This is a genomic window from Arcicella sp. LKC2W (assembly GCF_034931005.1).
GTDB lineage: Bacteria > Bacteroidota > Bacteroidia > Cytophagales > Spirosomataceae > Arcicella.
In genome coordinates this window covers 61706-86383 of record NZ_JAYGIN010000015.1, presented here as the reverse complement: position 1 = coordinate 86383, position 24678 = coordinate 61706, and the positions used below count along the sequence as shown (strand labels likewise).

At 35.8% G+C, this 24678-nt stretch carries 20 protein-coding genes; 5 read left to right on the top strand and 15 right to left on the bottom strand.

Annotated features, from left to right (window positions below; genetic code table 11):
* Positions 1 to 6 precede the first annotated feature (6 nt).
* From VB796_RS13400 to VB796_RS13355, 10 genes are all read right to left on the bottom strand, one after another.
* Entirely contained in the window at positions 7 to 1236 is a 1230-nt protein-coding gene (locus VB796_RS13400) for a chorismate-binding protein (protein ID WP_323347063.1), read from the bottom strand.
* A 138-nt stretch (positions 1237 to 1374) separates the two neighbouring features.
* Entirely contained in the window at positions 1375 to 2694 is a 1320-nt protein-coding gene (bioA, locus tag VB796_RS13395; protein WP_323347062.1) for an adenosylmethionine--8-amino-7-oxononanoate transaminase, read from the bottom strand.
* An 82-nt stretch (positions 2695 to 2776) separates the two neighbouring features.
* A complete protein-coding gene (gene bioD / locus VB796_RS13390) occupies positions 2777 to 3388 on the bottom strand; it encodes a dethiobiotin synthase (RefSeq protein WP_323347061.1) in 612 nt (203 codons plus the stop codon).
* A complete protein-coding gene (locus VB796_RS13385; RefSeq protein WP_323347059.1) occupies positions 3385 to 4512 on the bottom strand; it encodes an 8-amino-7-oxononanoate synthase in 1128 nt (375 codons plus the stop codon). Before VB796_RS13385 ends, bioD begins: the two co-directional genes overlap by 4 nt.
* Positions 4513 to 4776: 264 nt before the next feature.
* Positions 4777 to 5247, bottom strand: coding sequence for a GyrI-like domain-containing protein (locus VB796_RS13380; RefSeq protein ID WP_323347058.1), 471 nt, complete (start codon positions 5245 to 5247; stop codon positions 4777 to 4779).
* A gap of 8 nt (positions 5248 to 5255) precedes the next feature.
* Complete coding sequence (locus VB796_RS13375) at positions 5256 to 5537, bottom strand: putative quinol monooxygenase (protein ID WP_323347057.1); 282 nt, start codon at positions 5535 to 5537, stop codon at positions 5256 to 5258.
* Between the two features lie 14 nt (positions 5538 to 5551).
* Positions 5552 to 5944: a VOC family protein gene (locus VB796_RS13370; RefSeq protein ID WP_323347056.1), complete on the bottom strand. Its 393-nt coding sequence runs from the start codon at positions 5942 to 5944 to the stop codon at positions 5552 to 5554.
* A 122-nt stretch (positions 5945 to 6066) separates the two neighbouring features.
* On the bottom strand, positions 6067 to 6549 hold the full coding sequence (locus tag VB796_RS13365; RefSeq protein WP_323347055.1) for a hypothetical protein: 483 nt from the start codon (positions 6547 to 6549) through the stop codon (positions 6067 to 6069).
* Positions 6550 to 6618: 69 nt separating this feature from the next.
* A complete protein-coding gene (locus tag VB796_RS13360; RefSeq protein WP_323347054.1) occupies positions 6619 to 8964 on the bottom strand; it encodes a M1 family metallopeptidase in 2346 nt (781 codons plus the stop codon).
* 132 nt (positions 8965 to 9096) lie between these two features.
* A complete protein-coding gene (locus VB796_RS13355) occupies positions 9097 to 10542 on the bottom strand; it encodes a S41 family peptidase (protein ID WP_323347053.1) in 1446 nt (481 codons plus the stop codon).
* Between the two features lie 220 nt (positions 10543 to 10762).
* Here VB796_RS13355 and VB796_RS13350 point away from each other — a divergent pair, with 220 nt between their 5' ends.
* Positions 10763 to 11275 carry a hypothetical protein gene (locus tag VB796_RS13350; RefSeq protein WP_323347052.1) on the top strand — a complete coding sequence of 171 codons (513 nt, stop codon included), beginning with the start codon at positions 10763 to 10765 and terminating at the stop codon, positions 11273 to 11275.
* 187 nt (positions 11276 to 11462) lie between these two features.
* Here VB796_RS13350 and VB796_RS13345 read toward each other — a convergent pair whose 3' ends face one another.
* Positions 11463 to 13454 (bottom strand): sensor histidine kinase, encoded by a 1992-nt coding sequence (locus tag VB796_RS13345; protein WP_323347051.1) that lies wholly within the window; start codon positions 13452 to 13454, stop codon positions 11463 to 11465.
* Between the two features lie 255 nt (positions 13455 to 13709).
* On the opposite strand from VB796_RS13345, the gene VB796_RS13340 reads away from it, so the two are divergent.
* The 3 genes from VB796_RS13340 (at position 13710) to VB796_RS13330 (ending at position 18856) form a co-directional block, all read left to right on the top strand.
* The gene (locus tag VB796_RS13340; protein WP_323347050.1) at positions 13710 to 14051 is read left to right on the top strand and encodes a LytTR family DNA-binding domain-containing protein; all 342 of its coding nucleotides are present in this window, start codon (positions 13710 to 13712) and stop codon (positions 14049 to 14051) included.
* Between the two features lie 707 nt (positions 14052 to 14758).
* Positions 14759 to 17962 (top strand): T9SS type A sorting domain-containing protein, encoded by a 3204-nt coding sequence (locus VB796_RS13335; protein WP_323347049.1) that lies wholly within the window; start codon positions 14759 to 14761, stop codon positions 17960 to 17962.
* Between the two features lie 105 nt (positions 17963 to 18067).
* Positions 18068 to 18856 carry a hypothetical protein gene (locus VB796_RS13330; protein WP_323347048.1) on the top strand — a complete coding sequence of 263 codons (789 nt, stop codon included), beginning with the start codon at positions 18068 to 18070 and terminating at the stop codon, positions 18854 to 18856.
* Positions 18857 to 18911: 55 nt separating this feature from the next.
* On the opposite strand, the gene VB796_RS13325 is transcribed toward VB796_RS13330, so the two are convergent.
* The 4 genes from VB796_RS13325 to VB796_RS13310 all read right to left on the bottom strand — a co-directional run bounded on the left by VB796_RS13325 (position 18912) and on the right by VB796_RS13310 (position 22833).
* Positions 18912 to 19496, bottom strand: coding sequence for a LutC/YkgG family protein (locus tag VB796_RS13325; RefSeq protein ID WP_323347047.1), 585 nt, complete (start codon positions 19494 to 19496; stop codon positions 18912 to 18914).
* A 129-nt stretch (positions 19497 to 19625) separates the two neighbouring features.
* Entirely contained in the window at positions 19626 to 20993 is a 1368-nt protein-coding gene (locus tag VB796_RS13320) for a lactate utilization protein B (protein WP_323347046.1), read from the bottom strand.
* A gap of 101 nt (positions 20994 to 21094) precedes the next feature.
* Complete coding sequence (locus VB796_RS13315; RefSeq protein ID WP_323347045.1) at positions 21095 to 21823, bottom strand: (Fe-S)-binding protein; 729 nt, start codon at positions 21821 to 21823, stop codon at positions 21095 to 21097.
* A 155-nt stretch (positions 21824 to 21978) separates the two neighbouring features.
* Positions 21979 to 22833 carry an AraC family transcriptional regulator gene (locus VB796_RS13310; protein WP_323347044.1) on the bottom strand — a complete coding sequence of 285 codons (855 nt, stop codon included), beginning with the start codon at positions 22831 to 22833 and terminating at the stop codon, positions 21979 to 21981.
* Positions 22834 to 23185: 352 nt separating this feature from the next.
* Between VB796_RS13310 and VB796_RS13305 the strand changes: the two genes are divergently transcribed.
* The gene (locus VB796_RS13305) at positions 23186 to 24415 is read left to right on the top strand and encodes an MFS transporter (RefSeq protein WP_323347043.1); all 1230 of its coding nucleotides are present in this window, start codon (positions 23186 to 23188) and stop codon (positions 24413 to 24415) included.
* Positions 24416 to 24678: the final 263 nt, after the last annotated feature.

The window sequence follows — 24678 nt, the reverse complement described above, 5'->3', positions numbered from 1 at the left end:
TTTAGCTCAAATAATAACCTTCATCAAAGTCTGAATTTTCATCTCGGTTTCATACCATTCCTTCACTGGATTTGAATCTTCCGTAATTCCACAACCTGCATAAAAAACGGCTTCATTTCCAATTATCTTCATTGTCCGAAGATTGACAAATAAATGACTTTCTGCTTGGATATTAACAGGGCCTAAAAAACCGCTATAAAATTCTCGATTATGTAATTCTTGTTCTGCAATGATTCTGAGAGCAGGAATTTTGGGCATTCCACAAACTGCCGAAGTAGGATGGAGGAGTTCCAACATCACCGTTCCCAATTGTGGGAAATTAACTTCCTTCGTGTCCACCATATAATCCGTGCGGAGGTGCATTAAATTCCCTGCTTGTACGGTTTTTGGTCCACTTTCATGGTATTCTCTCAAACGAATTTTCTTGAAACATTCAATAATATAACGGCTCACAAAGGCTTGTTCTTCAATTTCTTTGTGCGACCAACGAATGGAATTGATGCACAAAGTTTCGCCATTTTCTCCAATTGCCGACTGTGTTCCCGCCAAAGACATCGTTCTAAATTTTCCGTCTTTATCAACACTTACCAAAGTTTCAGGCGTAGCACCCAACCAAAAAGAATTATATTCTGGCAAATAAACCAATGAAATAAAGGCGTTTGGATAAGTATTACAAAGTTTTTGAAATGCCTCAACTACCTCAAAATCATCTGATAAAGTAACGTTCTTTGTTCTTGATAAAACTACTTTCTGAACTTCGCCTTGCTCAATGGAAGTAACAGCGTTGGAAACCATTTCGGCAAACCGCATTTCATTATAAAATCCAAAATGTTTTTCTTCCGTAATGAAATTAGGATGTATTTCCTCGTGACTTACCTTTTTATCTTCTTCATCAGCATACGTTAAATACTGTTTCTCGAAAACCTCTTTTTCTGTATTTTGTCCTGCTAAATTTTGTTCAACTTCTTGATTTTCAGTATCAAAACGGTAATATAAATCGCCTTTCAAAAACAATGATTCACCTTGAAACGGACTCATAGCAAAGCCAGAAGGTAATTCCTCAAAGTCAATATTTGTCCTTGAAACATGACCCGATAAATCAATAATTAACTGTTTTTCGGTGGTTTTGGGTAGTCTCCATAAAGCAATTGGAAAACCTTCGTGTAAAGCAGTCTGCCAGAGATTCTTAATCTTAGGAGATTTAGTGGAAATATGGATTTCTGAAGTCAGAGACATATTTTACGTATGATTAGGTAGTGAATAATTTTGTTGATGAATATTTATTGATAACGCAATGTTTGAATGAGAGGTTTCAAAAAATGTAAATTGATGTTCCTACATTAAATTTAATATCTTCGATGTAGAAACATCGAGTTACAAATTCAAAAATTCTTCAATACAGCCATAAATATATTTCAAATCTTCTTCCAAAATGCAATAAGGGGGAAGTAAATAAATCACATTGCCCAAAGGTCTGATTAAAATGCCTTTTTCAATGAAAAATTTGTAAGCAATATCTCGAATATTATTGAAATATGACGTTCCTTCTTCCGTCTGAATTTCGATGGAAAGAATTGTTCCTTTTACCGTAATATTGGGATGGGTAGTATGTTTTTGCTTAAATTCTTGATGTAATTGATTGATTTTGAATATTTTAGTTTCAGTTTCTTCACTCAGTAATAAATCCATACTTGCCAACCCTGCCGTACAAGCTAAGGGGTTTGCCGTAAAAGAATGACTATGGAAAAGCGTTTTTCTACGGTCTTCCGAGAGAAAAGCGTCATAAATTTCTTGCGTACACGAAGTAACGCCCAACGCCATTGCTCCGCCCGTAAGTCCTTTTGAAAGACACAAAATATCTGGTTTTGTTTCGATGTAATCAGTGGCGAAAAGTTTTCCTGTTCTGCCAAAACCCGTCATAATTTCATCCGCAATGGTCAATACACCATTTTCTTTTGCCAATTTGATGAGAGCGTCCAACATTTCGGGTTCGTACATGACCATACCGCCTGCTCCTTGAATAAGTGGCTCAAAAATAAAACACGCAATTTCATCGGCATTTTCCATGAGCTTTTTCATCGTTTCCAACGAATGTGCTTGCTGACCTTTTACGGGAACTGGCAAATAAATAGTTTCGTACAAAAAAGCCTCAAAAGGAGCATTAAAGCCTGATTTTGCACCCACTGCCATCGTCCCGAAAGTATCACCATGATAGCCGTTTTCGAGTGCAATTACTTTTCGTTTTTTCGTAAATCCTTGATTATGAAAATACTGAATTGCCATTTTTAGAGCTACTTCCACCGAAGTAGAGCCATTGTCGGAATAGAAAATTTTTGCCTGATTTTTCGGTAAAATTTCTAATAATCTTTCCGCCAATCTTACGGCTGGTTCATGGGTGAATCCCGCAAAAATGACTTGTTCTAATTTCAAAAATTGTTCAGCAACTTTTTGAGCAATGTACGGGTGCGAATGTCCGTGCAAATTGACCCACCAAGACGAAATGGCATCAATGTATCTTTTGCCCGAATCATCAAATAAATACGCTCCTTCTGCCCGAACAATCGGAATGGAAAGTGGAGCGGTTTGGTGTTGCGTAAATGGGTGCCAAACCACTTTTGCATCTCGTTCGGTAAGTTGCGATTTTGTAATATATGATTCCGTATTTTCTACGGGATATTCTATTTGTTCGTTCATTTAGGCAGTAGTGGCGAATAGCATTCGCCAACGGTTTATTTTCTGATTTTGGCGAATGCTATTCGCCACTACTGAATATAAATTAAAACTGAATCGCTTTCGACCATTTTTCGACGGTTTCTTTCGTAATATTTTCCTCAAAATTTACCCGACCTAAACAATCCAATTTCGTATATTTTAAGATAAAATCTTCGGATGATTTATTTTGTTCTCCGTTGAAAATCAAGCCTTTTACTGGAATATTGTTGAGTTTTAAAATCTCCGCTGAAAGTAAAGTATGGTTGATTGAACCTAAGTAATTTCGAGAAATTAGAATGACAGGTAAATCTAATTTTTTGATTAAATCTAAATTGGTTTGATGCTCGTTTAGAGGAACCATAAGTCCACCCGCTAATTCAACGATTAAATGATTGTCAGTTTGGGGTAATTCAAATTTTGAAAGCTCAATCGTTACGCCATCAATTGCCGCCGCAGCATGGGGCGACATTGGCTCGTTTAGTCGGTATGTTTCTGGATGAAAAACCGTTTTATCATTAGAAATTAAACTTTTCACCGTGTCAGAATCCGTAAAATCTAATGCTCCTGCTTGTACAGGTTTCCAATAATCTGCGTGTAATGACTCTGTTAAGATGCTGGAAATGAAAGTTTTACCAATTTCTGTTCCAATTCCTGCGATGATATATTGTTGTTTCATGGTAATTCTTTTAATACTTCAAAAATCTTCAAAATTTCCTCTTCTGTATTGAATGCGTGTAAGCAAATCCGTAGCCTTTCTTTGCCTTTTGGTACAGTTGGCGATACAATTGGGCGAATATCCAAGCCATTTTTTTGTAATTCCGAAGCTACCAATCTACAACGTTCATTGCCCGAAATAATAATGCACTGAATAGCCGAAGAACTTTCGATAAGTTCTAAACCAGAAATTTGTAATGCTTGTTTTTTAAAAAATCGAATTAGCTGATGCAATCTTTCATTTGAAAAATCGGGCGATGTTAAGAGTTGGTACGCTTGCCTAACGCTCTCGTGGGTGTGTTGTGGGGCGGCAGTTGTGTATATGAATGAGCGAGCAAAATTAATGAGATAATCTCGTAAGCCATTGCTTCCTAACACGATAGCTCCGTGACAACCCAAAGCTTTTCCAAACGTAACAACACGAGCAAAAACTTTCTTTTCTAAACCTAATTCATTGACTAAACCCTTCCCATTTTTACCGAAAACTCCTGTTGCGTGAGCTTCATCTACGATGAGATTTGCTCCGTATTTTTCGCATAAATTGGATATTTCTAATAAATGAGCTTTGTCTCCATCCATCGAATATACCGATTCGAGGGCGACAAATGAGTTAGGAGTTGTGTGTTGTGCGTTATTTTCTATTTGCAGTTTTTTCTCTAAATCTTCAATATCATTATGTCGAAATTTATACCTTGTGGCATAACTCAATCTTGCCCCGTCAATCATGCTGGCGTGGATGAGTTCGTCGGTCAATAATACATCATTTTTTTGTGGAATACACGCTAATAAACCTACATTGGCATCGTATCCAGAATTGAAAATTAAACCTGCTTCTGCACCATGAAAGTCGGCAATTTCTTGTTCCAAATCTTCAATAAATTGTGTATTTCCTGCCAAAAGTCTTGAGCCTGTTGCTCCCGAAGGAAAATCATTTATTTCAGAATTTAACAATATTCGTTTAGAAAATCCGAGATAATCGTTGGAACAAAAATCGACCAAATTTTCTTTGGTTCGTAATGAACGGAAAAGAGACTGTGCTTTTCGTTGTTCAAGAGTTGTTAGAATTTGTTGCTCTATCTGTTTCACATTTCATTTTTTGTATAGCAAAGTTAATTATAAAGCCCCAATTTTACGTGTTCATGGATTTCTATTCACGTTTAATAAATAACAATTATTTTTTTTAAGATTTCACTTGACTTTACTTCAAAAAATTCCGTATCTTCGCACTTAATAGGTGTAGAACTATTTACTAAGTTTGCCCAGATGGTTTCCGTCTGGGCAACTTTCTTTTTAGGGCATCAAAGAAATTGTAACAAAAAAGGCTTGCAGAAACTCTGCAAGCCTTTTTTGTTATTGAATCGGAATCCATATTTCTTCTTCTGAATCGGGATGATTGTTTTTGTATTTTTCTCCTAAAATCTCAAAATGTGGTCGGTGGTCTAATTGATAGTTTGATTGAGGTAACCATGTATTAAAAATATACATGAAAATGTCTGTGGATTGTCCTTTTTGATTGAACACTGCGTACTTACCTTCTACAAGCGTAAAGGCTTCCATGTCTTCGGGAATATTCTCAAAAGAGCTTACTTCTGTGACCGCCCATTTCTCAAAAAAATCTTCGGGATTAAAGTTGAGAAAAGGATTTATTTGGCTATAATTCTGCAAACTGAAAAGGTCAGGGCTAACCGTATTCTCAATTTCCTTGCGTCTGGGCATAAAACTTCGCCATAATTCAGCGGTTTTGTTGTTAGCAAAACTCATTTGTAAGCGTTTCCCGACGAGTTTCTTTTGCGAAATGATTTCGATTCGAGGTTGTTGCATATTTTCTTTTATAAAACCCCTGACTCCAATTGGTCTAAATAAATGAAATCGGGAGCTTTTACACCCGCTTCTTTTCTGATTTGAACCAATTTGGGCGATTCAAAAAAACTTTTGGCATTTTCATGGGAAGTCCAAACCGAAAAATGAACAATTTTATTGGCATCATTTTCATATTTTAATACTTGGTATGAAATTTCTCCTGCCTCTTTTCTAATATCAGCGGCATTATCAAATACCTTTTTCCATGCTTGGTAGTCTTCTACTTCATGGATGATTAATACGTATTTCATAGTATTGGATAGCATTAGCCCATTGGTGTACATATCTCAATGAGGAAACCGTCTAAATCTCTCGCATACGCAACTACTTGTCCCCACGGTTTGGTTTTGGGTTGTTCAATGATTGTGGCTCCTGCTTCTTCGGCGGCTTTGAGGGTTTCTTCCACATTGTCAGTCGTAAAACCGATTTCTATGCCGAAAGGTTGAGTACTTAAACTACCTTCTTGAAAACCATCTTTCAGGTTTGATTTTGCTAAAGTAACCGAAGCAAAAGAAAGCGTGGTTTCACCCGTAATAATTTCTCCGTAAGAATTGTCAGGTGTGATGAATTTTCTAACAAAGCCGAATGCTTTTTCATAGAATTCAAGTGTTTTGGCAACGTCTTGAACGTAAAGGATTGTGTATGTGAATTTTATCATGGTTTTGGGTTTTAGGATGAATGATTTTGGTTTATAAGTTGGAAATGGAATAGGCTGGAAGCCTGTGAATGCTTATCACTCCAATTCCATTGTGGACAAGATGCGAGCGATTGATGGAGAAATTACTTCTCATTACAAATAATGGGATTTGGATTCAAATATTCCCCCTGTTCAGTAATGAGTAAAACTTTAATCTGTGGTTTATGTGTAAATTCTATGTGACCACCATAAACATCATCAAATTGAGTAATAGAAGTACTGTCAATAATTTCTGTTGTACAATTTCCAATGGTATTGGTTTGATCGTTGTCAAGTTTTTTTATTCTGAAAGAAATAATATTTTTAATCTTAACTAAACAAAAGTGCCATTCATTATCATATTTTTCAGATTGAGAATATTTCTGATTCCAAAAAGCGTCTAATCGAATAATACAAACATATTCCATATCTTGATTGATAAAAGAACCAATCCAAAACGAATCGTGAAAAGTAACATAATTGAGAAATTCATCAAAGGTTGTAGTAAATGATTTTTCCCATAAAAAAGTATCATCTATGATATTCTGCTGTAACCATTGGGGGTTATTCTTATAAAAATCATCCATATTCTTATTTTTAATTTAAGGTGTAAACATCCCGAAAGTTTTAAACTTTCGGGATGTTAATATAAGGTATTAATTCTTAGCTCCTTGCACTGCCGAACCTGATTTTTTCTGTGCTTCTTGCATCGGGTTTGGTTGTGATGGACGTTGTCCTTTGAAAACTTGGAAACGTGATGGTTGCTCTGGCTCACGTGGGAAAGTGTTATCTTCAGCCTCAATATCCGCAATTTCCATAAATGGGTCAAGTGTCCATTTAGCTACTTTTTTATCCGTTGGAATTACTTTCTTGATTTCTTTGTCGTTCAAACGCCAAATCTCCGCAGGGAATCTGAACACTTCGTTTGTTCCGTCTTCGTAGTTCGCTTGTACGATAACTGGCATTGGTAAACCACCTTTGTTTTTTACGTTCAATACATAAAAATTCTTATTTGAATCTACCAATTTCTTTTCCTCTTCATTCAAATTCGCCATCGTTTGGTCGAAACGCTTTTTATCAGCCTCTGAAGTAGCAAAACGGTCGTAAGTATTGTAGAAATCTCTCATGTCTGGATTTTCTTCTACAACCGTTTTTTGAATATCTTTTTTATTACGGATATTGCTGATTGTCTGACGTTTAGCTTCTGTTTCGGCTTTCGCTTTTTCATTTTTCTTTTCAGGTGAAAGGTTGTCAATTCCGTACCATTCTACCGTTTCAAGTGACTGATTTACAGGCTCAACTCCGTAGAACCAACCTTTCCAGAACCAATCCAAATCTACGCCCGAAGCATCTTCCATTGTACGGAAGAAATCAGCAGGGTATGGTTGTTTGAATGCCCAACGACGAGCGTATTCTTTGAAAGCTGCATCGAATAATTCTCGTCCCATGACGGTTTCACGCAAGATATTTAAAGCCGTTGCGGGTTTTGCGTAAGCATTTGGACCAAAAGCCATGATATTTTCTGAATTGGTCATAATGGGTACTTGCTGCGTTGGGTCGGTTTTCATGTAAGGTACAATATATTGGGCTTCACCACGACGAGACGGAAAGTTTCTATCCCATTCTTGTTCCGCTAAATATTGGCAGAAAGTATTTAAACCTTCGTCCATCCATGACCACTGTCTTTCGTCAGAGTTGATAATCATCGGGAAGAAATTGTGTCCAACTTCGTGAATAATTACGCCAATCATACCTGCTTTTACTGCTTCCGAATACGTTCCATCTGCTTCTGGGCGACCACCGTTAAACGAAATCATCGGGTATTCCATACCGCCACCCGCAACTGAGTGACACGAGTAAGCCACTGGATATGGATACGCCACTGTATGTTTTGAATACGAGCGTAAAGTATGAGCGACTACCATCGTTGAGTATTGTCCCCAAAGTGGATTTCCTTCTTTTGGATACAAAGACATTGCCCAAACTTTTTTGCCTTCTACGTCCACTTGCATGGCATCCCAGATGAATTTACGAGAACTCGCAAAAGCAAAATCACGCACGTTGTCAGCTTTGTAAATCCAAGTTTTTTTGCCCGTTGGCTTTCCTTTTTCGGCTTTTTCAGCTTCTTCTTGCGATACTAACAAAACTGGACGAGTGGCAGTTTTTGCTTTTTCCCAACGTTTCAATTGTTCAGCAGAAAGTACCGAATTTGGGTTTTGTAATTCTCCCGAAGCACCAACCACGTGGTCGTTTGGTACGGTCAAAGCCACTTTATAGTTTCCGAAAGTCAAGGTAAATTCGCCTTGTCCCAAAAACTGTTTGTGTTGCCATCCGTACACGTCATTATAAACCGCCATTCTTGGAAACCAGTGAGCAATGAAATAATTGACATTACCGTCTTTCGCAAAATATTCGTAACCAGAACGTCCGTAATATTCTGTGATTAAATAATTCCAATCAATTGAAAATGAAATACTTGTGCCTGACTTTAAAGGCGTTGGTAAATCAATACGCATCATGGTATTATTGATGGTATGTTTCAATGGAGAGCCTTTTGCATCTTTTACCGAAAGAATATTGTAACCGTATTTTTTGGGGTCAGACAAATCTTTGAACTGAGCAAAACTTGCTTGTCCGTTGATACCGCCCGTTTTGGTATTGTTACCGATAGCATCTTTTTGGAAAAGATTTTGGTCTAATTGCAACCACAAATACTGTAATTCATCGGGAGAATTATTGAAATACGTAATAGTTTCCGAACCTGTGATTTTACGTTCAACATCGTCTAATTCGGCTTTAATGTCATAATCAGCCCGTTGTTGCCAATATTCTTTTCCAGGACTACCCGAAGCCGTGCGGTAAGTGTTTGGGGTTGGTAAAACGGTTTCTAATTGCTCGAAACGCTTATTTCCGTTGTAAGGATTTGTGGGAGTTTGTTGTGCCAAAAGCGGTGTGCTTTGAGCAATGAGTACACCAAAAAGTAGTTTGAGTGTGTTTCGCATTGGGTTTTTAGGTTGAAGTGAAATAGTAGTTTAATGAGCGAATAGTGAGTTTTAAATTGTGAATAACATCCCACTCAGCATTCATCGAAATCTTAATAATACGAATTTAATGAAAAAAATAAGTCATACCAATCATTTATGGTTCGTTATCAGGGTAGAAACCGTTTCAAGTTCCAAATCTCTGTTTTGGGCGATGTCCTTAGGAGTATAATTAATGGGGAAATTTGGCATTACACCACGTCCAATATTGGTTGCTTTTGTATTTACTTCAAGGTGAAAATGTGGAAATTTGAGTTTCATGTTACTCTGTGGTAAAATCACCTTCGAGATTAAGCCTCCGCTACAACCTGCTTCGCCACCCCCCGTTTCTTGTCCGATGAAAATGGCATTGCTATGTGCTTTTAACAAGCTTGCTAAAATTGCACCCGCCGAGAAAGTTAAGCCACTTGTGAGTACGTAAATATTCCCCGAAAAGTGCAAGTTTTTATAAGGAGTTAATAATGAGATACCGTCCACAACTCGTCGATACTTACCATTTTTGAGTTGTTTTAATTGTTTCGGATTAAAAAGATGGTCTTTTGGAGCAGGTTCAATATCTTTTGTGAAAGAAAGTTTGCCAACGGGAGCATCGCAAGTTAGAAAATTTGGGATAGGTTTTTTGAGAATATATTTCAAAATATCGTCGGATATTCCAACATCTCCGCCCGAATTATTCCGTAAATCAATGATTAAGTTTTTGATTTTTTTCTGCTTAATTTTAGTAAAAACTTTCCGATTGAAAACCTTGTAATCTTCATAACCAAAGCCATTGCAGGTCATTAACAAAGCATTTTCCTTTTTCAAGATTTCGTAATTTCGCATACTTCCCAAATCTTTTGCTTTGGCAATTTTCTCTTCATCTTTTGTGAGTTTTTTTTCGGGTTTTATAGGTTCTGGCGATGCTCTTTTCTTGGTAAAAACAACGCTTTCTCGAATATTTTCAAACGTATCTTTTACCGTAAAACGATAAGGTTCTTTTTTGCCAAAATGATACATCAAGGCTTCTTCAAAGCGATAAAGCCCAATGAAATAGTCTTTAAATGTTTGGTTAAAGCCATCAGCGAAAAGATTCATTCTGACCATTTCTACCATTTTAGCTACAGGAATACTATCAATAGCTATAATTTCTGTGCCTTTTGTGAGCGTAGAATCAGAACAGCTTTTGCTAAGATTTACAATCAATAATTTATCGTTGATATATTTCAATTGCATCGGTAGCCAAATAGGTTGTTGAGCAATTTCAAATGCTTGAGAATAATTCAAATAGGTATGTCCACAATGAATTTTTGCAATTAATGGAGAGAAAATATTGTATAATTCTCGCTCATTCAGCGGGCGATTAAGTAGCAATTTTGTAGCCTTAAAAGCACTATCCATTTCCGTTTTGGGCGTGTACCAATAAAGGCTTGGGTGGGCTTCTTCAAGAATACGTTGAAGAAAGTCGAAATCCTGATTAATTTGCTCAACGCTAAGTTTTTGTGCTGAAATAGTTTGTTGTTGGAAAAGAAAAAATAGAAGTAGATAGAGTTTTTTTTTCATAGCGAGCAGGTTAATTGGTAATGATTTTGTAAATTTAATCTAATCGAAATTACAAATTTATCCTCATTCCAAAAACAAAAATCTTTTACGTCTCGTTACGGTTTTATATATTAAAATTGGGATTTTTTAAGCATAACTTGTATACTGGTTCGACTCCGGCTCCGGGTATAAGGTTTTATAATCACAATTCACTCAATCACAACTCACAAATAATCAAAACATGGCTCACGCAAATTTGAAATTGATTGATGCCCTCAGAATAACGGCTCAAAAATTGGCAGAAGGTGGAAATTACCAATGGGGACACATGGGTAGTTGCAATTGTGGAAACTTGGCTCAGGAATTAACGAAACTCACAAAAGCAGAAATTCATCAATTTGCGATGGAAGGTCGTGGCGATTGGCGTGAGCAAGTAGAACAGTTTTGCCCAAGCAGTGGCTTAAACATAGATTTATTAATTGTTGATTTGCTAAATCATGGCTTGAATGTAACCGATTTGCAGGATTTAGAATGGCTTTCTGATAAGAAAATTCTGCAACGGATTCCTTTGGAGAGAAGAGATAAAATGCGTCATAACGTGCGTGAAGACGTGGTTTTGTATATGAACACTTGGGCGGATATGTTGGAAGAACAATTAATCCCGCACATTAAATTGAACCTTGATTTTCTTGAAAACAAGGATTTCGTGAAAACTGACAAAGTTTCAGTATTGGTAAATTCAGTAGCAGTATAAAACTTTGATTGGGAACTTCCCGAAAGTTATCACCCGCAATGGAGATTGTTTCGGGAAGTTTAAATAGCTTCTTGAAAAGTATATTTTAACGCTCAATTGTTTTAACGATGGTTTTTATGATTTCGAAATTTTAAGGTTTTACAATCAATAATCTCTAACCATAAAAATCATCATTCTGACTAATAATCTACTTTTTAGCAATACTAATCGTGATTATAGTTCCTTCTTCGGAAGATTGAATATTTGCTTGTCCGCCAATTACTCTGCTTCTTTCAATAATATTATGTAGTCCAAATGCTTTTCCGCTGTTGATGGTATTTTTTACGTCAAATCCCTTTCCATTATCTCTGATTTCTATAAAAACCTTATCATTTCCATCATTGATAGTAATTTTTGCGGCATAAGCATTGGCGTATTTTATAACGTTGGTAAGTGCTTCCTGAATGATTCTATAAATCTGCAATTCATCTGAAGAAGTTAAAGAACCGCTATAATCAATATCGAGATTTACCATAAAATCATTCTGATATTGGATTCTCTCTATCAAAGCCTCAATGTTGGGTTCTAAGCCAATTTTGTCAAACATAACAGGGTGGAGGTTACGGCTTATTCCACGAATGTCATTGATAATTCCATCAATTTTATTACTGACAATGGCAATATCTTGTGATAGCCCTGATTTTAGATTGAGCAATTCATGACTAATACTATCGTGTAAATCGCTGGCAATTCGTTTGCGTTCCGTTTCGGTATTCTCCAAGAGTTGTTTCGTGAAGTTCATGCTATTGTTTTTTTCTTGGGTTAGATTTTTTTGTTTATGCCATAGATAATACGTGGTAATGAGTAAAAACAAGCCGATTATTGACGATACCAACAAGCCGATTAATGAGTTTTTCTTAGAAATTTCCGCTTCCTGCAAATGAATTTGCTGTTCTTTTTGAGCTGTTTTGTACTTTTTGTCAAATTCCTTGACTTTTATTCTTAAAACTTTATTATTCAAACTATCGGTAGCTATTTGGAATTGCCTCTGATAATATAGTGCATTTTTATAGTCCTTTTTCAAAAACGCATCATCGTGTAGAATGTGGTTGTAAAGTGAAAGTCTTAAATAGTCTTCATTCTCCTTTAATTCTGGAATTTTTTTGTGGTAATAATCTATAATTTTAGAACCTTGCCCCATTTTTATTTCATATTCCGAAAAAGCATTGAAATAATAATCCCGACTCACTTCATCTACGCTATTAACTAAAGGTTTCAATTTATCTAAAATGACTTTTGCTTCCTCCAATTTATTTTCAAAAACAAGTTTGAAGGCATACCAACTTTCAATTCCGAATAGTTGCAAATCTGTTTTCTTGCTCCAAGCCTGTGCAAATCTTCTCGTAGAATCAATAAAAACACCCAAATTTGGGTTATTCATGTCATTGTACAATGTAATCTTATTGAGTGAAACGACTAATATTTTGTCAGAATCACTCGTTTTTTTTATCAATTCAAAGCCTTGATTTTCGTAATTGAGGGCTTCTGTATAATCATCTTGAAATCGGTAAATACAAGCAATTCCCGAATATGTAGCTCCTAAATAAGCAGTATCTTTTAAGTTTTCATACATTTTAAGTGCTTTAAATCCATTTGATAGCGACTGTGCTAATCGACCATTATTCAAATGGCAAAAAATTAGGGAATAAGCAGAATAGGCGTTGTTTTGATATGTCGATTTGTCGTTGGCTGGAACCATACTTTTATTAAGGTAATAAGTTCCCATGTCAAATTTCCCGATGTCAGAGTAATACAATCCAACATTTGAGTAAAGGTTAGAATAGTATTTTGAACTTAGTTTTTTGCCGAACTTTCCCAAAAAGTGGAGGTTTGTTTTTATAAAAGAACTATCCAATATATAAATTTTACGCAAACAATCTCCCGTAATAGTCAGAATTTGTGCCGCAGAATCTATTTTGTTTTCATGTACCAATTTATTGAAACGTTTGTAGAAAAAGGGCATATAAGCATTATTAGAGGCATTTTGTGTGTTTTTAAAATAACTACAATATTGGTCGAGTTTTTCTTCGGGAGCTTCAGGAAAAATGCTAACGTCAGTCTTTGGAGTATTACAAGCTGATAAGCCAATTATGAAAAATAAAAGGTAAAGAGAAATATTTTGGCGTTTATAATAGTGCATGAGTTGGAGTGTTATTTGATAAATCAAAATTATATAAACTCTTCTTCTTTATCATTGTCTTTTTGAAATACAGGGGTTAGCCCTTGCATCCTAAGAAAATAATTCAATCTAATTTTGAATGTAATTATTGGAGCAAATCATAAAAATATCTACTTCAAATACAAAGAAAGTAGAATTTCGTGACCATGCAAAAATGATATTTTAAGGATAAAATCATTAAGGTAAGATTTAGTAAAATCATTAACACACTATTTTATGAAAACATATAAACAAAAAGGGAATACTGCACTCTTAATTCTCAATCAGAAAACATCAGCAAAGGTTTTGGTTAATAATGTAGTATTAATTAAAGGTGATGTGAATTATACTACTTTTTACTTGAATGGTGGGCAAGAAAGAGTAGTAGCACACACCATGAAATTTTTTGTCAATCATCTGGAGAATTTCGGTTTTTTGCGTGTTCACCGAGCGTTTATGATAAACCCCAGTTATGTCAAAGAATACAATCCAACTGAAGAAAGCGTGATGATGTCCAATGGACAAAAAGCAAATATTTCAAGAAGAAAAAAGCATATCTTGAAAAAGATTTTGATATAGGTAATTCTCTGTCTTGTGCCTTCAGAATTGCTGATTTAGTGGCGGCTATTTCAGTCAAATTCTCGCACAGGGCAGATTTGTACTTGGCAAAATTAGTTATTTAAAAAAAACATAAACATCTTAAATTAAAAGTTTTAATCCTTCCTCAATAATAATTCTAAGCTATTTTTACTGCTTTTGATTGATAGCCATACATTAATTTTGTGTATAAAAAAATACTTGTTAGAAGGTGTTTTTTTATACACAAAATCGGCGTAGTTTTAAGAAATAATTGAGAATCTGTTTAGACATCCCCGTTTAAACATTCTTAGATGAAAAATCCTAATCAATCCTAATGCTTAAATATAGATACCATAGAGCTTCATTTCAAGTCTCTGGACTTCGTCTTATGTCCAAATCAAGAGATACAATTATCATCAAATTTTTATAATTGACTGTACATAAAACATTAATACCTAACTCTTTAAAATAATCAAAGTTCAAACAGCTTCATTGAAACAAAATGTTTCATATACAATCCTACATATTTTAATATTCATGTATTTGGTGTACTCAATTTAGAGGGCATGAGTGAATAGTTTATCAGTTTGTAAACTATTTGTCATCTATCGTTGGTACTTATCATTGTCGTTACGGGAGGGTCAATACCTAAGTTCTCATCTTATTTTTAACGTGCCAATGTAGAATTACTTAAACTATATATATAAATGACCATGCTTAAAAAAATTACTCTATCAGTCTTTCTGATTTTGCCTTTCTTTACATTTTCTCAAAAAAGAGAAAGTGGTCAAGTGCGAAGAGCCAATTGGGAAAAACTAATAACTAAAGACCCTCAGACAGGTCAGATACCACGCTATGAATTAGAAAAGGCTCGTATAGAAATGGGTCGAATGATTCAAAGAAATAAAAGTAGTCGAATACAATCTGCCATTCCGAACGTAAAATGGACAGAGCGTGGGCCTAATAATGTTGGTGGGCGTACTCGTGCATTACTTTGGGACCCAAATGACTCCACCAAAAGAAAAGTTTGGGCAGGAGGAGTTGCTGGTGGATTATGGTTTAATAATAATATTCTTGACGAAAATTCTTCTTGGCAAAAAGTCAATGACCTGTGGGATAATATCTCTATTGGCTGGATTGCTGCCGACCCAAGTAACGCCAAAATTATGTACGTAGGCACGGGCGAAAGAGGAGGCTCTGGTAGTACCGATAATACTGGTGGTAGTGGCTCTGGTGGAGCAGGAATCTGGAAATCAACGGATGCTGGAACAACTTGGAAAAGATTGAATTCTACCATACCAGATTATGAAAAAACGAGTACTGCTGCCAGTTGGCGAGAAATCTACAAAATCATTGTAAATGCTAAAGGAGATGTATTTGTCTTGAATTATGGCGGAGTGTTTCGTTCAAAAGATGGAGGTACAACTTGGGAAGCATTGAGTGGTGAAAATGCTCCTGCCATTGGAGAGTTTGAAAAAGCATCAGATATGGAAATTGGTTCAGACGGAATTCTGTACATAGCAGAAGGTTCAGGAAATTATCCTGTCAGAATTATCAAGTCAACAGATGCTAATGTTACGGCATTCAAAAATATTACACCTGAAGGAAAGTTTGATAACGGACGTGTAGAGTTTGCTCTTGCCATCAGTACAAAGGCTGACCAACAAGTAATTTATGCAGTGTCTGCTCAGAGTGGTATAGCTAAATCTAATTTCTTTTTGAAAAGCTCCGATGCAGGAACCACATGGGCAGCCATCAAAGTACCTGTTTATGAAGACCTAAACGGTGGCGGAGAAAAACCATTTATGGGTGACCAAGGTACGTATGACCTCATCTTAGGTACTCACGATACCAATCCAAACGCTCTTTATGCAGCAGGGGTTAATTTTAGTATAAGCACTGACGGAGGTGAAACTTGGCTTGCCAAAAAAGGATATGGTGAGTATTCTGACTTGATGCATCCAGACCATCATGCCTTTATGACTCGCCCTGGTTTTCCGAATGAAACTATTTTTGGAAATGACGGAGGGGTTTATTACTCGCCTGATTGGGCTACTTCGGGGAAAAACTATCCTGACACAAAAAGTAGAAATAAAGGATATAACGTAACTCAATTTTTTAGTGTTGATATCAATGTTTCGCCAGATAATGGTGTTGTTGTGGCGGGAACACAAGATAATGGTACAAAGACCATTTCATCAGCTTACGGAAGTATTGGTAGTGGAAAAGAGATTCATGGTGGTGATGGCGGTTTGGTTTTTATTGATAAATTAGATTCTAATATCGTGATTTCACATTATACTCATGTAACGCCCAAACTACACAAAGCAGGTTCTGTTAGTGGTGATTTAGCTGAAGAAATGACTCCAGCAGATGGTAAAAGAGGAGGATTTATTAACCCTGCCGATTATGATTCGCCAAGCCATACTCTTTATGAAAACTATACATTAGCCTCAGAAGAAGAAACCAAGATTATTAGATACCATATTAAGGGCGAATCTCAAAAATATACCTTTACGTCTTCTATTTTGAAATTCTCAGGCGTGAAAGCACTAACCATTTCTTTTATAAAGTTGGGCAAAACTGCTGGTAATTTATATATCGGAACAAATGATGGTGAAATTTATAAAGCAACTGATATACCTAAAGAGGGAGATGCTACCATAGCTTTGACCAAAATAATGGATAAAGCTAACACCTCTGAAGGTAATGTTTCTTGTTTAGATTTTGGGACAGACGAAAATACAATGGTTGTAACCAAGTCTAATTATAACATACTATCGGTTTTTTATTCAATTGATGGTGGTAAAACATGGATTTCAAAAGACGAATCTCAATACGGATTACCTAATATCCCGATTAGATATGCTTTGATTAACCCAAAAGATACGAAACAGGTATTATTGGCAACGGAATTAGGTGTTTGGTCAACTACTGACATTACTGCCACCAATCCAGTTTGGGAACCCAATAATACTACATTAGCAAATGTTCGTTGTGATATGTTGAAATACCGTGCTTCAGATGAAACAGTAGCTTTGGCAACACATGGACGTGGTATTTTTACCACAAAAATCAACCAAGTTTCATGTTCAAATGCAGTAGTAGCTGACGCAAATCCGACTATTTGCAATGGTACAACAGTTTCATTGTCAGCAACTTGTGCCTCTGGTTCTGTAAAGTGGTTTGATGCAACAGGTGCGAAAGAATTAGCAAAAGGTTCTCCTTTTCTAACGCCTGCCCTTACAGCAAATACTGCTTATAAAGTTCGTTGTGATACCACAAATTGTCCTGTTTCATTTACGGATATATCTGTAACTGTAAAACCTAAAGTAGAAGCCCCAGTAGCACTTGGAACGAACGTAAAATTGGGAACAAGTATTACCCTAAAAGCTACTTGTGCAGTAGGTACTCCCAATTGGTATAGTGAACAAACGGGTGGAGTATCGCTTGGTTCTGTTACTTTCGCAACACCTGAATTAGAAGCCAATACTTCATATTATGTAGCCTGCGAGTTGGGTGGGAAAACAAATTGTGTAAGCAGTAGAACATACCAAGCAGTGAGAGTACAAATCACGAGTTCAGTTGTAGAAACTCCACAGGCTGAAATGACAAATGCAAAAGCTCGTTTAGCGAGTGAAAACGCAGAAGAAATTGCAGAAATTGTAGTGAATGTTTCACCCAATCCAACGAGTGGACTATTGAACTGGGTACTTCAAAGCAAGGAAACAACCGATGTTAATTTATTTTTATTCAATGCACTTGGTAAAGAACAATTCTCTCAAAGTTCTCCAGTTCTTTCGCAAACTCACGAAGGAACAATAGATATGAGCAAATTTTTAAAAGGAGCTTATATTTTGAAGTTTAAGGTAGGGGAAAAAGTCATTACCAAGAAAATTATTAAAAATTAAAATTTCAACAATGATTTGGCATAATTTATCGAACATAGAAGTCGTCTTTGAAAGATGACTTCTGTGCAAGCCTAAATTTGCTTTATCATTATAATCTTAGCATTCATGAAAAAAGTATATAACTTATTGGTAGTTAGTTTTTTAACTTTGATAATAGTTGTTTCTTGTAAAAAAGATACAGATACCACACCCCAAACGTGTTATCTGTCAACAATTGCAAATCAGAAAGGAAATGTTTTGGGTACAATGACTTATGATGGCAATAATCGTTTAGTATCATATAAAAGCGATTCATCAAATGTTTCCTATAATTTTATTTACAACACCCAAAATTTAGTAGAAAAAGTAAATTTGGCTTATAAGATAGGAACAAAAGTTTATACATTCGTGGCAACTTTTACGTATGATGGTACTGGAAAAGCCACAAAAGCAGTAACAACACTAAGTGATAAGCCGTATCAAACCAGTGTTTTTGCCTACAATGCTAATGCTCAATTAAGCAATATTACAACAACATACAGTCAGGGGGAAACGGATGCTCTTAGATTTGAATATTTGGGAAATAATATTGCAAAGGTTTTTGAAAAATTAGACAAAGACCCAGAGTATTTGTACTATGAAATTACAAAATTTGATGATAAGCAGAATATTTATCCAGAGGCGTTCAGAGCCATTGCATTGGGCTTCTCTGGTTTAGTTGATGACTTTAGTTATCTAACTAAAAACAATTCACTTTCTGAAAAATTTTATGAAGAAGATAAATATGTTTTTTATACAGAAAATCACACTTTTGAATATAATAGTACATCACAACCAATAAAACGAACCAGTGATATTGACGATGATGGAGATAAATATACGAGTGTTCTATCTTTTCAGTATAATTGTAAGTAGATATTATAAACTTCCCGAAAGTAAATTTCGGGAAGTTTATAATATTCCAATATGATTAATCCAGAACATAAACCGTTAGTCCTCTCGCTCCGTGAGCTCCAATGACTAAACTTTGCTCAATATCGGCTGTTTTGGAAGGGCCAGAAATAAAAGTTCCAAAGCCTGTTTCGTCAACTTTTACTCGCTCGTAAGCACGGTGCATATTGGTAACGATTTCAGATTTTTTGACAACGATTACTAAATATTGGGTAATCATTGGCAAAACACGATGTGGAATGTGTTTTTCAGAAACCCAAATAGCTCCATTTTCTGCTACCGCAAAATCTCCTTTGATAATGGCTAAATTAAGCATTTCTAAATCATGTGGGTCGCTGATATTTAGGTTAAAATCAGCTAATGATGAAAGTTCAGAAATGGTCGTAGCAATATTTTTTACACCTTTATAATGCTCTTGAACATCCGCCTTTATTTCTTCGTAATTATTGACTACAATAGCTTTGCCTCCTACAAAACTCAAGATTTCTGAGAATTTTTCAAACAAGTTTTCATAAACTGTATCAAACTTAAACTGAACGTCAAGCTTTTGATAATCAGGCTGATTTGTTTTGATGTTGGCTAATATTTGTTCTCTTGATGACATTGTTTTGATAGGTAGAGACGTTTCATGAAACGTCTTCATTGCACAAAATTTTACAAATTATTTTTCATTCAATGAAACGTCTTCATTGTACAAAATTTTACAAATTATCTTTCATTCAAAAAAGACGTTTCAGGAAACGTCTCTACGAAGATACCATTCTCTGAAACTCTCTTTGGGTACTTCTGGCATTTCTCTTTGATTGTACCAAACATTCAAATTATTATTAACCATGAATGGAGCTGTTTTCATTAAGAATCTACCTAATTTCCCTGCGGTTCTATAAAATTTTGGAGAGTTTAAAACGCTCGCCATTGATTTGATACCTATGCTTTTTATACTTGAAACATGACCATCTTGTACCAAAACTTGTCGCCATTTATACAATTGTTCATGAATATCAATTTTTACAGGACAAACATTTGAGCATGAACCGCAAAGCGTGGAGGCAAAAGGTAAATCTGCATTTTGAGCCATGTCCAAATTCGGAGCGAGAATTGAACCAATTGGCCCTGCAATGGCAGTATGATAACTATGCCCGCCCGAACGACGATACACAGGGCAAGTATTAAAACAAGCAGCACAACGAATACACTTCAATGAATTTCTAAAATCTGGGCGACCCAATTGCGTAGTTCTGCCATTATCCACAATCACAATGTGCATTTTTTGTCCTTCTCGTGGCTTATGAAAGTGACTCGAAAATGTAGTAATAGGTTGTCCTGTGGCACTTCTTGCTAATAATCTCAAGAAAACGCCCAAGTGTTCAGCTTTCGGAATGATTTTCTCAAAACCCATGGCTGCAATATGAACGTCGGCTAAATGAGCTCCCATATCAGCGTTGCCTTCGTTGGTACAAACCACAAAACCACCTGTTTCGGCAATGGCAAAATTTACACCTGTCAAGGCTACTTTACGAGTTAGAAACGTATCTCTCAAATGTTGGCGAGCCGCTTCTGTTAAATATTGTGGGTCGGTTGCACCTTTTTCTGTACCAAGATGTTGATGAAAAGTTTCACCAACGTCTGACTTTTTGAGGTGAATGGCTGGCAAAACAATGTGCGAAGGTGGTTCTTCACGCATCTGAACGATACGCTCGCCAAGGTCGGAATCAATGACTTCAACGCCTTTTTCTTTCAAAAAATCGTTTAAATGACATTCTTCAGTTAGCATAGATTTGGACTTGACCATGCGGTTTACGCCCTCATTCTTGATAATCGAATAAATGATTTCGTTATGTTCTTTGCCGTCAGCCGCCCAGTGAACCGTAATGCCGTTTTCAGTTGCTTTTTTCTCAAATTCAGTTAAATAATCATGTAGATTTGATAAAACATGATTTTTGATTTGTGAACCTGCTTCACGCAATTGTTCCCATTCTGGAATCTGAAAAACGGCTTTGTCACGTTTAGAACGTACAAACCAAAGGGTTTCATCATGCCAGTTTACACGTGCTTCGTCTTTATTAAATTCTGCTGCTGCTGCTGAGTGGTCTTTTGTCATTTCACGTGGCACGGGAATCTTTCCCGTGAATTTTTATGTAGCACGGGAATCCCTTCCCGTGAATCGGACTTCATTGCACGGGAAAGGATTCCCGTGCTACATTATGAATTCAATATCTCTGCTATATGTTTTACTTTAATTTTAGAGCCTTGTCTTCTCAAAATTCCTTCCATGTGCATTAAGCACGAAACGTCTGAACCAATGATATATTCGGCTTCTTGGCGAGTGTGGTCATCAACTCTGTCTTTACCCATTTTTACAGAAACTGCTTCTTCGGTTACACAGAATGTTCCTCCAAAACCGCAACATTCATCTTTACGGTCTAATTGAACTAACGACAAACCTTCTACCATTTGCAATAGTTGTTCTGCTTTAGAAAATGCAGGAGCAACTAATTCCGACATTTGAGCGATTTTCAAGCCTCTTTGTCCATGACAACTTTGGTGTAAACCAACTCTGTGCGGAAATTTTGCGGTTAGGTTTTCAACTTTCAAAACATCAGTCAAAAATTCTGAAAGCTCATAAATGTGTTTGCGAATGTGAGTTGAGGCGGTTTCATCCGAACCATGCAAGTGGTCTTTGATATGCAGGGTGCAACTTCCAGAAGGTGAAACAATATGGTCGTAACCTTTAAAGTTTTCTACAAAATTATTATCACAATCTTTGTTGAGATGCTCAAAACCCGAATTTGCCATTGGTTGTCCACAGCAAGTTTGGTTGAGTGGAAAAACAACTTCACAGCCTAATTTTTCTAATAATTCTAACGTAGCAATACCAACTTGTGGGTAAAATTGGTCTATATAACAAGGAATAAAAAGGGCAACTTTCATATTTGATATTTTAGCGAAGTGCGATTAGCAACGAGCGAATCAGATAAATTCAGCGATAAACTATTCTGAATACTTTAGCCTTTGCCTGAGTTTTTTGGATACCGTTTTCAAAGTTAAAGTACAAAACCATGCGTACCATACTGTACATTCATGGTCTAATTCATGCTAAATTTTCTTCTAAATTCAGAAGGATTTGTTCCTTTGATTTGTTTGAAAACTCGTCCAAAATATGATACATTATTGAAGCCACAACGGAAACAAATATCCACAATTTCTAAACCTTCCAAAAGCATTAAGCACGCTTGATTGACCCGATATTCATTGGTGAAATCAGTGAAGGTTTGATTGAGATTTTTCTTGAAGTAATTGCAAAATGCGGGAACTGTTAAATGGCAAATATTGGCAACTTCTTGTATATCAATGTTTTGGGAGAAGTTTTCTTCTACAAAACCATATACTTTTTTCAAGCGTTCTTGGTCTTTCAAACTAAAATTATAACGATTTTCAGCAGCGTTTAATAGTCCATATTCTTTTGAATTTGCCATTATTTGTAGGACTTTCAATAAAGATAGTAGTCGTTCGAAGGGTGGAACGTCGAGTAAATCCCGTAGTTGTTTAGTAATCTTGCGTTGCGTTTCTCCACTAAAGCAAATGCCTCTTTTTGAACGCTCAAATAATTTTTTGATAGATTTCATTTCAGGTCTTGATAAAAAACCTTCACCCAAAAAATCTTCTTTAAATTGAATCACAACCTCTTCGTGTGTGTCCACTGAGCCATAACCGAAACCTCCGTGTGGGAGATTTGAGCCGATTAAAACTAAGTCACCATTGGTGTAATTGCTGAGGTGATTTCCTACGTGCCTTCGTCCAGAACCTTCAAATACACAAACAATTTCGTATTCTGGATGGTAGTGATAATGCCATTTGAAAGCATCAGCGGCAACCTTATGATGTAAAAGTCGGAAAGAACTACCTTCATCAGGTTGGATAATTTCAAATTCAGTTTTCATATAATATTATTTAGAGAATATTTGGTGATATTGTTTTAATTAGTCTTTTATTACTAATAAATATAGAATTTTAAGTTAAAAAATATTAATATAGTTTAATTATTGAGTAAATAAAGAGTAGTTATTTATCAAAAAACGCTGCAACTTTGTATTAATCATTAACCATTTCGTAATAAAAATTGATTGCAGGTTGAAAATAAGAAAAAGCGGACAAAAGTCCGCTTTTTTGGTAATAGATTTATGCAGAATTGTTTTCCTAATGTATTTACTATCAAAAGAACTACCAAAAGTTGTAAACACATATCGAATTAATAAAATATCCACTAATTATTCCTAAAACACTCACTGAAACATGAATAACTGGAAAATCAAACTCTCAATTTTTATTAATTATTTTCTGTTTGCTATTTTATTGAATAGCGTCGGAACGGTCATTTTGCAAGTTCAAAATACTTTTGGCGTTACAGAGTCTTCCGCTGCAGTTTTAGAAGCATTTAAAGATTTAAGTATTGCTTTTGTATCTTTTTTGGTGGCTTCTTATCTCACTCGGATTGGCTACAAAAATTCTATGTTATTGGCTCTGTTGATAGTTACCATTGCGTGTTTGGGAATGCCTTTGGTGAATCAATTTTGGATGACAAAATTACTTTTTGCTGCCGTAGGGGCAAGTTTTGCTTTAATAAAAGTATCGGTGTATGCTACCATAGGTTTAGTGGTAAAGGATAAAAGCGAACATATTAGTTTAATGAATTTTATAGAATCCTTTTTTATGGTTGGAATTATGTCAAGTTACTTCATTTTTGGAGCTTTCATAGACGACAATAATCCACAATCAGACACTTGGATTCATGTTTATTATCTCTTGGCTGGGCTTGCTGTCTTGGCTTTCTTGCTACTATTTACAACGCCTGTTGATGAATCAAGCATTCAGAAATCGAGTGATGAAAAGTCAATGGGTGGTTTTTCTGAAATGTTTCAACTAATTGTAGTACCTGTGGTTTTGGTGTTTGTGGCAAGTGCTTTTATTTATGTTTTGATAGAACAAAGTATCATGAGTTGGCTGCCCACTTTCAATAGTAAAGTGTTGCATTTACCTTCAACTTTGAGTATCCAAATGGCGAGTATTTTGGCGGCATCAACAGCTATTGGGCGTTTTTTAGCAGGTGTAGTTTTGAAAAAAATAAAATGGTTAACGGTTTTGATATGCTGTGTTTTATTGGCAGGAGCTTTAGTTTTATTGGCACTTCCTTTAGCCCAAAATCTTGGAAGTGAGCCTATTACGGGTTGGGGGAATGCTCCGTTAGTTGCCTTTATTTTCCCGATGATTGGTTTGGTGATTGCTCCAATTTATCCTGCTATCAACTCAGTGATTTTGAGTTCATTACCAACTCGCCAACATGGAGTAATGTCTGGTTTAATCGTGATTTTCTCGGCTTTGGGTGGTACAACGGGTTCACTAATTACGGGTTATATTTTTGAACATTACGGCGGACAAAGTGCCTTTTATTTCTCCTTAATCCCGATGACTTTGTTGATTATTTGCTTAATATTCTTCAATAAATTATCAGTAAAGGGGAATTAGTTACTGGTTAATTGGTTATTGGTTAATTGGGAATTGGTTATTGGTTAATTGGGAATTGGTTACTGGTTAATTGGGAATTGGTTACTGGTTAATTGGTTAATTGGTTATTGGTTACTGGTTAATTGGGAATTGGTTACTGGTTAATTAGAAATTGGTAATTGAGACGTAAAATCAACAAGGTCTAAAATACTTTTTTACTAACTTATCAACTAACGAATCCCCAATAACCAATAACCAGTAACGAATCCCCAATCTCCAATAAC

Excerpts from the sequence above, each read along its gene's own strand:
- VB796_RS13340 (WP_323347050.1), top strand. The coding sequence starts at position 13,710 with ATGAAAACATATAAACAAAAAGGGAATACTGCACTCTTAATTCTCAAT.
- VB796_RS13320 (WP_323347046.1), bottom strand. The coding sequence starts at position 20,993 with ATGACAAAAGACCACTCAGCAGCAGCAGCAGAATTTAATAAAGACGAA.
- VB796_RS13380 (WP_323347058.1), bottom strand. The coding sequence starts at position 5,247 with ATGCAACAACCTCGAATCGAAATCATTTCGCAAAAGAAACTCGTCGGG.
- VB796_RS13335 (WP_323347049.1), top strand. The coding sequence starts at position 14,759 with ATGACCATGCTTAAAAAAATTACTCTATCAGTCTTTCTGATTTTGCCT.
- VB796_RS13350 (WP_323347052.1), top strand. The coding sequence starts at position 10,763 with ATGGCTCACGCAAATTTGAAATTGATTGATGCCCTCAGAATAACGGCT.
- VB796_RS13400 (WP_323347063.1), bottom strand. The coding sequence starts at position 1,236 with ATGTCTCTGACTTCAGAAATCCATATTTCCACTAAATCTCCTAAGATT.
- VB796_RS13370 (WP_323347056.1), bottom strand. The coding sequence starts at position 5,944 with ATGATAAAATTCACATACACAATCCTTTACGTTCAAGACGTTGCCAAA.
- VB796_RS13305 (WP_323347043.1), top strand. The coding sequence starts at position 23,186 with ATGAATAACTGGAAAATCAAACTCTCAATTTTTATTAATTATTTTCTG.
- VB796_RS13330 (WP_323347048.1), top strand. The coding sequence starts at position 18,068 with ATGAAAAAAGTATATAACTTATTGGTAGTTAGTTTTTTAACTTTGATA.
- VB796_RS13360 (WP_323347054.1), bottom strand. The coding sequence starts at position 8,964 with ATGCGAAACACACTCAAACTACTTTTTGGTGTACTCATTGCTCAAAGC.
- VB796_RS13310 (WP_323347044.1), bottom strand. The coding sequence starts at position 22,833 with ATGAAAACTGAATTTGAAATTATCCAACCTGATGAAGGTAGTTCTTTC.
- VB796_RS13375 (WP_323347057.1), bottom strand. The coding sequence starts at position 5,537 with ATGAAATACGTATTAATCATCCATGAAGTAGAAGACTACCAAGCATGG.
- VB796_RS13355 (WP_323347053.1), bottom strand. The coding sequence starts at position 10,542 with ATGAAAAAAAAACTCTATCTACTTCTATTTTTTCTTTTCCAACAACAA.
- bioD (WP_323347061.1), bottom strand. The coding sequence starts at position 3,388 with ATGAAACAACAATATATCATCGCAGGAATTGGAACAGAAATTGGTAAA.
- VB796_RS13325 (WP_323347047.1), bottom strand. The coding sequence starts at position 19,496 with ATGTCATCAAGAGAACAAATATTAGCCAACATCAAAACAAATCAGCCT.
- bioA (WP_323347062.1), bottom strand. The coding sequence starts at position 2,694 with ATGAACGAACAAATAGAATATCCCGTAGAAAATACGGAATCATATATT.
- VB796_RS13345 (WP_323347051.1), bottom strand. The coding sequence starts at position 13,454 with ATGCACTATTATAAACGCCAAAATATTTCTCTTTACCTTTTATTTTTC.
- VB796_RS13315 (WP_323347045.1), bottom strand. The coding sequence starts at position 21,823 with ATGAAAGTTGCCCTTTTTATTCCTTGTTATATAGACCAATTTTACCCA.
- VB796_RS13365 (WP_323347055.1), bottom strand. The coding sequence starts at position 6,549 with ATGGATGATTTTTATAAGAATAACCCCCAATGGTTACAGCAGAATATC.